This window comes from Streptomyces sp. NBC_01525 (assembly GCF_045040405.1).
In the GTDB taxonomy this organism is placed as follows: Bacteria; Actinomycetota; Actinomycetes; order Streptomycetales; family Streptomycetaceae; genus Streptomyces; species Streptomyces benahoarensis.
In genome coordinates this window covers 5,225,001-5,237,707 of the sequence record NZ_CP109397.1, presented here as the reverse complement: position 1 = coordinate 5,237,707, position 12,707 = coordinate 5,225,001, and the positions used below count along the sequence as shown (strand labels likewise).

The following is a 12,707-nucleotide window of genomic DNA, read 5'->3' as shown; positions in this document are numbered from 1 at the left end:
CCGGAATGTCAGGTCGGGCGTATCACCGGGCGCGTGAGCGGCCGTCAGCCGAACGGCGGCGGCCCGGTGGTCAGCCCGCGGCGCCGCCCGCGCCGGGCTCCAGCGCGTCCAGCGCCCGCCGCAACCCGGTCAGCTTCCGCTCCAGATGGGCGGCGGTCGCCACCGCCGCCGCGTCCGCCGACTCGTCCAGCTGCTTGGACAGCGCCTCCGCCTGCTCCTCGACCGCCGCGAGCCGCGCCGACAGCTCCGCGAGCAGCCCGGCCGACTCCTTCGCCTCGTCGACGCGCCCGCCCTCCAGCTGGAGCCGCAACAGCGAGGCCTGCTCCCGCAGTTGGCAGTTCTTCATGTACAGCTCGACGAAGACCGAGACCTTCGCGCGCAGCACCCAGGGGTCGAACGGTTTGGAGATGTAGTCCACCGCACCGGCGGCGTAGCCCCGGAAGGTGTGGTGCGGGCCGTGGTTGATCGCGGTCAGGAAGATGATCGGGATGTCACGGGTGCGCTCGCGGCGCTTGATGTGCGCCGCGGTCTCGAAACCGTCCATCCCCGGCATCTGCACATCGAGCAGGATCACCGCGAAATCATCCGTGAGCAGCGCCTTGAGCGCCTCCTCCCCGGACGATGCCCGCACCAGCGTCTGATCGAGCGCGGAGAGGATCGCCTCCAGCGCCAGCAGATTCTCCGGCCGGTCATCGACCAGGAGGATCTTGGCCTTCTGCACCATGGCCCGACCTCCTCGCCCCGGCATGGGGCCTCCCCTGTCCGAAGGACTTGGGGAAGAACCGGACGCCGCCCCAAGGGGCGACTCCGTCATGCCACCCGTCCTTGTGCCGGTCATCGTAGCTGCACCCCGCTCGTCGCCACACCCTGTCACCGCGATGTCACCGTGTACGTAGCGGAAACGCCGGAGGGGGCCCGAAGGTTCCCCCGCCGCGCGTCACGCCACGCCCGCGGCCATCGTGCCTCAGCACCCGGTGATCCTCTTCCGCTTCCATACTGGACGCTCCGTCACCTCGCGCGCATCCATTGCTCCATGACCGACAACAGATGGTCGGTGTCGACCGGCTTGGTGACGTAGTCCGACGCCCCGGACTCGATGCTCTTCTCCCGGTCGCCCTTCATCGCCTTGGCGGTCAGCGCGATGATCGGCAACCCCGCGAACTGCGGCATCCGCCGGATCGCCGTCGTCGTCGCGTAGCCGTCCATCTCCGGCATCATGATGTCCATCAGCACCAGGACGACATCGTCGTGCTGCTCCAGGACCTCGATGCCCTCCCGGCCGTTCTCCGCGTACAGCACCGACAGGCCGTGCTGCTCCAGGACGCTGGTCAGCGCGAAGACGTTCCGGATGTCATCGTCGACGATCAGCACCTTCTCGCCGTGGAAGCCGCCGTTCGCGGCCGGTTGCACCAGGTCCTGGCCGTTGCCGAGCCAGGGCTCCTCGGCCGGTCGCGCCGGGGCCGGCTGCGCGGGCGCCGCGCCGTCGGGCCGCTGCGGCGCGGGCAGCGCCGCCCGGTGCGCGCCGCCGGTCAGCCCGCGCCGTCGCCGTCGGCTCAGCGCGCCGACCGACGCCTGCTCCTCGGCCACCCGCGCCGCCTCCTCGGCCGCCAGCCGCCCGACCTCCGTCTCGCGCGCCTCGGCGTCCATCGCCAGGCCCCCGGCCACCAGTGCCGGGTAGCCCTGCGGCGGCAGCCCGCCCGGGTTCTGCGGCAGGTACAGCGTGAACGTCGAGCCGCGGCCCGGCTCGCTCGCGGCGTGGATCTCGCCGCCCAGCAGCCGCGCGATCTCCCGGCTGATCGACAGGCCCAGGCCCGTACCGCCGTACTTCCGGCTGGTCGTGCCGTCCGCCTGCTTGAACGCCTCGAAGATCACCCGCATCTTGCTGGACGCGATGCCGATACCGGTGTCGGTCACCGAGAAGGCGATCATCTCGGCGTCCGGGTCACGCAGCGAACCGTGCTCGAGAAGCTGCTCGCGGATGGCCACCGGCACATCCGCGCCCGCCGGCCGGATGACCAGCTCGACGTTGCCGCTGTCGGTGAACTTCACCGCGTTCGACAGGAGGTTGCGCAGCACCTGCAGCAGCCGCTGCTCGTCGGTGTGCAGGGTGGACGGCAGATCCGGCGAGACCCGGACCGCGAACTCCAGGCCCTTCTCGGCGGTCAGCGGGCGGAACGTCGCCTCGACGTAGTCGACGAGCTGGACCAGCGCGATCCGCGTCGGCGAGACGTCCATCTTGCCCGCCTCGACCTTCGACAGATCGAGGATGTCGTTGATCAGCTGGAGCAGATCGCTGCCCGCCCCGTGGATCGTCTCGGCGAACTCCACCTGCTTCGGGGAGAGGTTCCCCTCGGCGTTGTCGGCCAGCAACTTGGCGAGAATCAGCAGGGAATTGAGCGGCGTACGCAGCTCGTGCGACATGTTCGCCAGGAACTCCGACTTGTACCGCATCGAGACCGCGAGCTGCTCGGCGCGCTCCTCCAGGACCTGCCGCGCCTCCTCGATCTCGGTGTTCTTCACCTCGATGTCGCGGTTCTGCGCCCGCAGTTGCTCGGCCTTCTCCTCCAGCTCGGAGTTGGACAGCTCCAGCGCCTTCTGCCGGCTCTCCAGCTCGGCGGAACGCTCCTTCAGCTGCTCGGTCAGCTCCTGCGACTGCTGGAGCAGCACCTCGGTCTTGGTGTTGACCGAAATGGTGTTGACGCTTGTCGCGATCATCTCGGCGATCTGGCTGAGGAAGTCCTTCTGGATCTGGGTGAACGGCTGGAACGACGCCAGCTCGATCACGCCGAGCACCTTGTCCTCGAAGAGCACCGGCAGCACGATCACATTCGCCGGCGGCGCCTCCCCCAGCCCGGACGCGATCTTCAGGTAGCCGGAGGGCACGTTCTCCACCAGGATCGTGCGGCCCTCCTCGGCGGCCGTCCCGATCAGCGTCTCGCCCGGCTTGAACGTCGTCGGCATCGCGCCCATCGCGTAGCCGTACGACCCCATCAGCCGCAGCTCGTACGCACCGGCCTCGCCGCCGTCCGCGCCCAGCTCCTGCTTGTCGGGCCGGGCGGCGAGGAAGAACGCGCCGTGCTGGGCGGAGACCGCGGGCGACAGCTCGCTCATGATGAGCGTGGCGACGTCCTTGAGGTCCCGCCTGCCCTGCATCAGACCGGAGATCCGGGCGAGGTTGCCCTTGAGCCAGTCCTGCTCCTCATTGGCGAGCGTGGTCTCGCGGAGCGTGGCGATCATGGTGTTGACGTTGTCCTGGAGCTCCAGGATCTCCCCGGCCGCGTCGACGTCGATACGGACGTTGTGGTCGCCGAGGGTGACCGCCGCGGCGACCGCGGCGATGGCCCGCACCTGACGGGTGAGGTTGCCCGCCATCTCGTTCACCGACTCGGTCAGGTCCTTCCAGGTCCCGGCCACGCCCCGCACCTGCGCCTGACCGCCCAGCTGGCCCTCCGTACCCACCTCACGGGCCACCCTGGTGACCTGCTCGGCGAAGGACGACAGCTGGTCGACCATGGTGTTGATGGTGGTCTTCAGCGCCAGGATCTCGCCCCGCGCGTCCACGTCGATCTTCTTCGTCAGATCGCCCTTGGCGACCGCGGTGGTGACCATCGCGATGTTGCGGACCTGGCCGGTGAGGTTGTTGGCCATGGAGTTCACCGACTCCGTGAGGTCCTTCCACGTCCCCGCGACGCCAGGTACGCGCGCCTGGCCGCCGAGGATGCCGTCGGTGCCCACCTCACGCGCCACCCGCGTCACCTCGTCGGCGAACGACGAGAGCGTAGTGACCATGGTGTTGACGGTGTCGGCGAGCTGCGCGACCTCACCGCGCGCCTCGACCGTGACCTTCTTCGTCAGGTCACCGTTGGCGACCGCCGCCGAGACCTGCGAGATGTTCCGCACCTGGATCGTCAGGTTGTTGGCCATCAGGTTGACGTTGTCGCTGAGGTCGAGCCAGATACCGGTGGCACCCGGCACCCGCGCCTGACCGCCGAGCTGCCCCTCGGTGCCCACCTCACGGGCGACCCGCGTGACCTGCTCGGCGAACGACGAGAGCTGATCGACCATCGTGTTGACGGTGGTGACCAGTTCGAGGATCTCGCCCTTGGCATCGACGGTGATCTTCTTCGACAGATCGCCGTTGGCCACCGCCGTCGTCACCTCGGCGATGTTGCGCACCTGCGACGTCAGGTTGTTCGCCATGAAGTTGACGGACTGGGTCAGGTCCTTCCAGGTGCCGCTGACGCCCTGCACCTCCGCCTGGCCGCCGAGAATGCCCTCGGTACCGACCTCCCGGGCCACCCGGGTCACCTGCTCCGCGAACGACGACAGCTGGTCCACCATCGTGTTCAGGGTGTTCTTCAGCTCCAGGATCTCGCCCCGGGCATCCACATCGATCTTCTGCGAGAGGTCACCGCGGGCAACCGCCGTGGCGACCTGCGCGATGTTGCGGACCTGCGCGGTGAGGTTCCCGGCCATGCCGTTCACCGAGTCCGTCAGGTCCCGCCACACCCCGGCGACGCCCGGCACCTGCGCCTGACCGCCCAGCCGCCCGTCGGTACCGACCTCCCGGGCGACGCGGGTGACCTGCTCGGCGAAGGCGGAGAGCTGGTCGACCATCGTGTTGATGGTGTTCTTCAGCTCCAGGATCTCGCCGCGCGCGTCCACATCGATCTTCTGCGACAGGTCACCGCGCGCCACCGCCGTCGTCACCTGCGCGATCTGCCGCACCTGCGAGGTGAGGTTCCCCGCCATGAAGTTGACGGAGTCGGTCAGCTCCTTCCACGTGCCGCTGACGCCGTCCACCCGCGCCTGACCGCCCAGACGGCCCTCCGTACCGACGTCCCGGGCCATCCGCGTGACCTGGTCGGCGAAGGACGACAGCTGATCCACCATCGTGTTCACGGTGTTCTTCAGCTGGAGCATCTCGCCGGAGACGTCGACGGTCACCTTCTGCGAGAGGTCGCCGTTGGCGACGGCGGTCGTCACCTGCGCGATGTTGCGGACCTGACCGGTGAGGTTGCGGAACGCGGTGTTCACCGAGTCGGTGAGGTCCTTCCAGGTGCCCGCCGCGCCCGGCACCGCCGCCTGGCCGCCCAGCTCACCCTCGACGCCGATCTCCCGCGCCACCCGCGTGACTTCCGCACCGAACGCGGAGAGCTGGCCCACCATCGTGTTGACGGTGTTCTTCAACTCCAGCATCTCACCGGCGACATCGACCGTGACGGTCTGCGACAGATCACCGTTGGCCACCGCCGTCGTCACCTGCGCGATGTCCCGCACCTGCGCGGTGAGGTTACGGAACGCGGTGTTCACCGAGTCCGTCAGGTCCTTCCAGGTGCCGGCGGCGCCCGGCACCTGCGCCTGCCCGCCGAGCTGCCCCTCGGCCCCGACCTCGTTCGCCACCCGCGTCACTTCGTCCGCGAAGGTCCGCAGCGTCTCGGTCATGGTGTTCATCGTGTCGGCGAGCTGCGCCACCTCACCGCGGGCGCTGACCGTGACCCGCTGCGACAGATCGCCGTTCGCGACGGCGGTGGTGACCTGCGCGATCCCCCGCACCTGCGCCGTGAGGTTCCCCGCCATCAGATTGACGGAGTCGGTGAGGTCCTTCCACACCCCGGCGACACCGGGCACCCGCGCCTGGCCGCCCAGCTCCCCCTCGGTGCCGACCTCACGGGCGACGCGCGTCACCTCGGAGGCGAACGACGAGAGCTGGTCCACCATCGTGTTGACGGTGTTCTTCAGCTCCAGCATCTCGCCCTCGACGTGGACGGTGACCTTCCGCGAGAGGTCACCCTTGGCCACCGCCGTGGTGACGAGAGCAATGTCACGTACCTGCGCGGTCAGCCGCGCCGCCATCGTGTTGACGGATTCGGTGAGGTCCTTCCAGGAGCCCGACATCCCGCGCACCCGCGCCTGGCCGCCGAGCTTGCCCTCCGTACCGACCTCACTGGCCACCCGCGTGACCTCGTCGGTGAACGCCGACAACTGGTCGACGAGGCCGTTGACCGTCCGTCCGACCTTCAGGAACTCGCCGCGCAGCGGATGCTCCGAGGAGCTGTCCGAACTGCGCGACCGCAGATCCATCCGCTGTTCCAGATCGCCCTCGGACACCGCCGACAGCACCCGCCCCACCTCGGAGACGGGCCGTACCAGATCGTCGACGAGCGCGTTCGACGCGTCGATGGCCGCCGCCCAGGCCCCCTCACAGGCCCCGGTCTCCAGCCGTTCCGTGAGCTTTCCCTCACGTCCGACGACCCTGCGCACCCGGGCCAGCTCGCCCGTCAGATGCAGATTGCGGTCCGCGGCCTCGTTGAACACCGCCGCGATCTCGGCCATGACCCCGTCGCCGGAGACCGTGAGCCGCTTGCGGAAGTTGCCGTCCCGCATGGCGACCAAAGCGACCATCAGCCGGTTCAGGGCAGCCGTGTCCACCTCGGTCGTCCCGCTGCTCCGGGACCGTCCGCCTTTCGCGCGCGTGCTTACGCCCCGCGCTGCTGCGCCAGACTCCACCGTGTCCCTCCCGCAAGGGTCGACCGTTCCACCCGGGCTTTCTCCTGATGCCTGCCCAGTGTTTCACCATGACCCAACCAGGCCATAACAGTTCGGCAGCATCGCATACCGTCCCGGGGCACGATCGGGGCGGAATCACCCGTGACCGGCATCCGCAGCCGCGGCGAAGGTAAGTAACCTGGCACAGGGCTGTCCACCCGCACGGCATCCCGCCCGAGACGGTGGCACACGCACGACAGGTATTCGGAGGGCGCCGCAGGTATGGGGGAGCAGATCACCGACACACGCATGAGGAGACCAGTGATCACCGCGCGGGCCGCCGCCACCTTCGAGCCGGTCGGGCGCTCGGTCGCCCAGGCCCGTGCGTTCGTCCGTGACACCCTCCAGGGCTGGGGATACGGCGACATCGTCGACGACGCCGTCGTCCTTACCAGTGAACTGGTCACCAACGCCGTCGTGCACGCCGGAACCGCCGCCGACGTCCTGTGCCTGCGCGAGGACAGCGGCGTCCGCATCTCCGTCGCCGACCGCTACCCGGAGCGCGAGATCCCGCTCCAGAACACCAGCCGCACCCTCGTCCACCCCGACCGCGAGGGCGGCCGCGGCCTGCTGCTGTGCGGCGCGCTCGCCGCCCGCTGGGGCGTCGAGTACTCCCCCGACCGCAAGTACGTCTGGTTCCGCCTCGACCTGCCCGAGCGCCCGGCGGGCACCCGCGCCGCCGGTCCCGCGCTTCCCGTCGACGCGCTGCCGGTCGCCGACCACCGTGTCCGCGTCGCCGTCGTCCAGATCGACCGCGGCGGCTGCGTCAGCGCCTGGAACGACGACGCCTCCGGCCTCTTCGGCTACGACGCCGAGCACGTCGTCGGCAAGCCCCTCACCGACATCGCCGCCTGGCCGCACACCCCCGGCACCGGCACCGGCATCGCCGAGGCCCTGCGCCTCTCCCGCTGGGAGGGCTCCTACGGCGTCCGCGGCGCCGATGGCCGGGTCCTCCCCGTCTACGCCTCCCACCTGCGGGTCCGCGACGCCGGCGGCGAGGCGTCCACGGTCTGCCTGCTCGTCCGCGACCATGAACGCGCCATCCTGCAGAGCCCGACGCGCACCCCCGCCCCGGACGCCGCCTCGCAGACGGCCCGGGCCGACGGCCGCCCGTCCGACCCGTTCGAGGTCTTCATCGGCTCACCCGCCCCCGACGACCTCGACGGCCTGCTGCAGCGCACCGTCGAGCGGGCCCGCGACATGCTCGACGGCGACGCCGCCTATCTGCTGCTCGCCACGGACGACGAGACGGAGCTGGAGGTCCGCGCCTCCACCGGCCTGCCCTCCGCCCGCCAGCGCTTCGCCCGCGTCCCCGTCGAGACCGGCTCGGGCCGCTACGGCTCCGCCCGGATGCCGTCCGTCCACGAAGACCTCACCGCCGTCCCCGGCGCCGTCCCCCTCCTCAACGGCACGGGCATGCGCTCCGTCGTCACCGTCCCGCTGAAGGTCGAGGGCCGTCTCACCGGCTCGCTCGGCGTCGCCGCGGAGAGCGCCGGCCGCTACACCAACGAAGAGGCGCTGCACCTGCAGTTCGCCGCCGACCGCATCGCCCTCGCCGTCGAGCGGGCCCGCCTGACCGAGCTGGAAAAGCTCCGCCGCGGTTCCCTCTCCTTCCTCGTCGAGGCGTCCGACCTGCTCGCCGGCACCCTCGACCGGGATCAGACGCTCGCGCTGATGGCCCAGATGACGGTCCCCACCCTCGCGACCTGGTGCGCCGTCTACACCGTCGCCGACCAGGCGTCCGAGCCGGAGCTGTCGTACGTCCTGCACGAGGACGAGGACCGCATCGACGGCCTCAAGACCCTGCTGATGAAGGTCGATGCGCCGGAGCCGGTGCCCACCCCGGGCGCCCGGGTGTGGACCGCCCCCACCGAAGCCGCGCACGACGCCGCCCTGCGTACGTCCCTGCGCAGCCTGGGCCTCGGCGATTCGGCGCGGCCCTCCACCGGGCCCGGTGCCTCCCTCGCCACGGCCTCGGCGGTCGGCGGCGAGACCGTCGTCCTACCGCTGGTGGCCCGCAACCGCGTCATCGGCATGCTCACCCTGGGCAAACCGACCGAGGAACACTTCCGCCAGGAGATCCTGGAACTCGCCGAGGACCTCTCCCGCCGCGCCGCCCTCGCCCTCGACAACGCCCGCCTCTACTCCGAGCGCACGGCCATCAGCCAGTCCCTCCAGCGCAGCCTCCTCCCGCCGGAGTTGCCGGATGTCCCCGGCGTCGAGGTCGAGGTCATCTACCGCGCCGCCGGGGAGGGCAACGAGGTCGGCGGCGACTTCTACGACCTCTTCCCGATCCGCGACGGTGCGTACGGCTTCGCCATCGGCGACGTCTGCGGCACGGGCCCGGAGGCCGCGGCCGTCACGGGTCTGGCCCGGCACGCCCTGCGCCTCCTCGCCCGCGAGGGCTTCGGCGGCCCCGCCGTCCTGGAGCGGCTGAACGCCGCGATCCTCGACGAGGGCGCCCGCAGCCGCTTCCTGACGCTGCTCTACGGCGAGCTGTGGCCGCAGGAGGACGGCAGCGCCCTGCTGAAGGTGGTCTGCGCGGGCCATCCGTTGCCGCTCCGGCTCCGCCAGGACGGCTCGGTCGAACCGGCCGCCGAACCGCAGCCCCTCCTCGGCGTCATGGACGACCTCGAACTGTACGAACAGACCGTCACCCTCGACCCGGGCGATGTCCTGCTGTGTGTCACCGACGGCGTCACGGAGCGCCGCGAGGGCACCCGTATGCTCGGCGACGACGGTCTCACCGATGTGCTGACGACGTGTACGGGCCTGACCGCGGGCGCGGTCGCCGCCCGGGTGCTGCGCGCCGTGGAGCGTTTCGCGGCGGAGCCCGCCTCGGACGACATGGCGATCCTCGCGATGCGCGTCCCCGAAATCCCCGCCGCACAGCAGTAGAAGCGCCGTGTTGTTCCCGCCCGGTCGGTGCCGGGCGGGAACAACACGGCGCTTTCGCCACCGCATGCAAAAGGCCCCCGCCATATCGGCGGGGACCTTTTCCTTCTGAGCCCCAATACGGAATCGAACCGTAGACCTTCTCCTTACCATGGAGACGCTCTGCCGACTGAGCTATTGGGGCGAGCCAGCGAAATAGATCATACATGGCCTGCGCCGAAGCTCCGAATCGCGCACGCACCGCTCCCGGAACGCGCCTGGCGGCCCGTCACAATGCGGGCTGCAGCAATCCCCCGAGCGCATTGCAGGCCCCCACCATGCGGTGCAGCTCCCGCCGTTCCATTCCCGCCCGCAGCGGCAATGCCAGCGTCTCGTCCACGGCCCGTTCGGTCTGCGGCAGATACACATCCCGCCGCAGTCCCGGCATGCGGTACACCGGCGCCTGTACGGGAATCCGGCAGGCGACACCCTTGGCCCGCAGCGCCCGCGCGAACGCGTCCCGGTCCGGGCGGCCGTTGCCAGGGACCCGCACCACGTACTGCTCGTAGGTGTGCCCCGCGGCGGGCGTCGGCGTCTCCACGCCCTTGAGCCGTCCATCGAGGTACGCCGCATGCGACCTGCGCCGCTCGGCCCCTTCGGACGCCGCACCCGGTTCGTCCACGACCAGCACCAACAGCCCCTGCCGTCGTCCGAGTTCCCGTATCCAGCCGTCGTCGGCCCGCCGCCCGAAGCGGTGTATCGCAACGACGGCGGCGGTACGGTGCGTCACCACGTCGAACACGGCGGCCGGATCGAGGCAGTAACTCTCGCCGTCGACGTCGGCGAAGACGGGCAGCGCACCCAACTCCACCACCGCCTCGGCCACTTCGGCGTTGCCGTACGCCGGCACCACGACCTCGTCACCGGCGCGCACCCCGGCCGACTTGAGCGTCTCCACTGTCCCCATGCCGCGGATCCTGGCGACGCAAGGTGAACGCGGCGTTACACGCACGCGGCCACCTGTGGCTGAACGCAAAAATGCTCCGGTCCCCGGAAACCACTAACTGGTTTCCGGGAACCGGAGCTCAAAAATTGTTCGGCGGCGTCCTACTCTCCCACAGAGTCCCCTCTGCAGTACCATCGGCGCTGAAAGGCTTAGCTTCCGGGTTCGGAATGTAACCGGGCGTTTCCCTAACGCAATGGCCACCGAAACACTATGAAGTTGACCAACCCGGCATCAACACAGGTCGTTACTTCAGAACCTACACAGTGGACGCGAGCAACTGAGGACAAGCCCTCGGCCTATTAGTACCAGTCAACTCCACCGGTTGCCCGGCTTCCATATCTGGCCTATCAACCCAGTCGTCTACTGGGAGCCTTAACCTCTCAAGGAGGTGGGAGTACTCATCTCGAAGCAGGCTTCCCGCTTAGATGCTTTCAGCGGTTATCCTTTCCGAACGTAGCCAACCAGCCATGCCCTTGGCAGGACAACTGGCACACCAGAGGTTCGTCCGTCCCGGTCCTCTCGTACTAGGGACAGCCCTTCTCAATACTCCTACGCGCACAGCGGATAGGGACCGAACTGTCTCACGACGTTCTAAACCCAGCTCGCGTACCGCTTTAATGGGCGAACAGCCCAACCCTTGGGACCGACTCCAGCCCCAGGATGCGACGAGCCGACATCGAGGTGCCAAACCATCCCGTCGATATGGACTCTTGGGGAAGATCAGCCTGTTATCCCCGGGGTACCTTTTATCCGTTGAGCGACGGCGCTTCCACAAGCCACCGCCGGATCACTAGTCCCTACTTTCGTACCTGCTCGACCCGTCAGTCTCACAGTCAAGCTCCCTTGTGCACTTACACTCAACACCTGATTGCCAACCAGGCTGAGGGAACCTTTGGGCGCCTCCGTTACTCTTTAGGAGGCAACCGCCCCAGTTAAACTACCCACCAGACACTGTCCCTGATCCGGATCACGGACCCAGGTTAGACATCCAGCACGACCAGAGTGGTATTTCAACAACGACTCCACAACCACTGGCGTGATCGCTTCACAGTCTCCCACCTATCCTACACAAGCCGAACCGAACACCAATATCAAGCTATAGTAAAGGTCCCGGGGTCTTTCCGTCCTGCTGCGCGAAACGAGCATCTTTACTCGTAGTGCAATTTCACCGGGCCTATGGTTGAGACAGTCGAGAAGTCGTTACGCCATTCGTGCAGGTCGGAACTTACCCGACAAGGAATTTCGCTACCTTAGGATGGTTATAGTTACCACCGCCGTTTACTGGCGCTTAAGTTCTCAGCTTCGCCATGACGAATCATGACTAACCGGTCCCCTTAACGTTCCAGCACCGGGCAGGCGTCAGTCCGTATACATCGCCTTACGGCTTCGCACGGACCTGTGTTTTTAGTAAACAGTCGCTTCTCGCTGGTCTCTGCGGCCACCACCAGCTCACCGAGTAAATCGGATCACCAGCAATGGCCCCCCTTCTCCCGAAGTTACGGGGGCATTTTGCCGAGTTCCTTAACCATAGTTCACCCGAACGCCTCGGTATTCTCTACCTGACCACCTGAGTCGGTTTAGGGTACGGGCCGCCATGAAACTCGCTAGAGGCTTTTCTCGACAGCATAGGATCATCCACTTCGCCACAATCGGCTCGGCATCAGGTCTCAGACTATATGCACGACGGATTTACCTACCGTGCGTCCTACACCCTTACCCCGGGACAACCACCGCCCGGGCTGGACTACCTTCCTGCGTCACCCCATCACTCACCTACTACCACCTTGGATCAGCGGCTCCACCACTCCCCTCAACTCCGAAGAGATCAGGGCGGCTTCACGGCCTTAGCATCAGAGGGCTCGATGTTTGACGCTTCACAACGGGTACCGGAATATCAACCGGTTGTCCATCGACTACGCCTGTCGGCCTCGCCTTAGGTCCCGACTTACCCTGGGCAGATCAGCTTGACCCAGGAACCCTTAGTCAATCGGCGCACACGTTTCCCACGTGTGTATCGCTACTCATGCCTGCATTCTCACTCGTGAACCGTCCACAACTCGTTTCCACGGCTGCTTCACCCGGCACACGACGCTCCCCTACCCATCACCACACCCGTTAGGGCTCCCATGGCAATGACATGACTTCGGCGGTGTGCTTGAGCCCCGCTACATTGTCGGCGCGGAATCACTTGACCAGTGAGCTATTACGCACTCTTTCAAGGATGGCTGCTTCTAAGCCAACCTCCTGGTTGTCTCTGCGACTCCACATCCTTTCCCAC

General features: G+C 67.8%; 4 protein-coding genes, 1 tRNA gene and 2 rRNA genes (1 of these 7 only partly in view). 1 reads left to right on the top strand and 6 read right to left on the bottom strand.

The window, feature by feature from the left end:
• Window positions 1-70: 70 nt before the first annotated feature.
• Together OG422_RS23465 and OG422_RS23460 are read right to left on the bottom strand one after the other, a co-directional pair.
• Window positions 71-724, bottom strand: a complete 654-nt coding sequence (locus OG422_RS23465) for a two-component system response regulator (protein ID WP_143942621.1) — start codon at window positions 722-724, stop codon at window positions 71-73.
• 284 nt (window positions 725-1,008) lie between these two features.
• Window positions 1,009-6,510 carry a HAMP domain-containing protein gene (locus tag OG422_RS23460; RefSeq protein ID WP_405745182.1) on the bottom strand — a complete coding sequence of 1,834 codons (5,502 nt, stop codon included), beginning with the start codon at window positions 6,508-6,510 and terminating at the stop codon, window positions 1,009-1,011.
• Between the two features lie 261 nt (window positions 6,511-6,771).
• Here OG422_RS23460 and OG422_RS23455 point away from each other — a divergent pair, with 261 nt between their 5' ends.
• Window positions 6,772-9,447, top strand: a complete 2,676-nt coding sequence (locus OG422_RS23455; protein ID WP_143942623.1) for a SpoIIE family protein phosphatase — start codon at window positions 6,772-6,774, stop codon at window positions 9,445-9,447.
• A gap of 108 nt (window positions 9,448-9,555) precedes the next feature.
• On the opposite strand, the gene OG422_RS23450 is transcribed toward OG422_RS23455, so the two are convergent.
• The 4 genes from OG422_RS23450 to OG422_RS23435 form a co-directional block, all read right to left on the bottom strand.
• Window positions 9,556-9,628 (bottom strand) — tRNA-Thr (locus OG422_RS23450).
• A gap of 84 nt (window positions 9,629-9,712) precedes the next feature.
• Entirely contained in the window at window positions 9,713-10,390 is a 678-nt protein-coding gene (locus OG422_RS23445) for a DegT/DnrJ/EryC1/StrS family aminotransferase (RefSeq protein WP_405745178.1), read from the bottom strand.
• Between the two features lie 127 nt (window positions 10,391-10,517).
• Window positions 10,518-10,634: ribosomal RNA gene (gene rrf, locus OG422_RS23440) — 5S ribosomal RNA — on the bottom strand.
• Between the two features lie 74 nt (window positions 10,635-10,708).
• A 23S ribosomal RNA gene (locus OG422_RS23435) occupies window positions 10,709-12,707 on the bottom strand (it continues 1,122 nt past the right edge of the window).

Bases quoted from the DNA above. Each gene is read 5' to 3' on its own strand.
- OG422_RS23465 (WP_143942621.1), bottom strand. From the start codon at position 724: ATGGTGCAGAAGGCCAAGATCCTCCTGGTCGATGACCGGCCGGAGAAT.
- OG422_RS23455 (WP_143942623.1), top strand. From the start codon at position 6,772: ATGGGGGAGCAGATCACCGACACACGCATGAGGAGACCAGTGATCACC.
- OG422_RS23445 (WP_405745178.1), bottom strand. From the start codon at position 10,390: ATGGGGACAGTGGAGACGCTCAAGTCGGCCGGGGTGCGCGCCGGTGAC.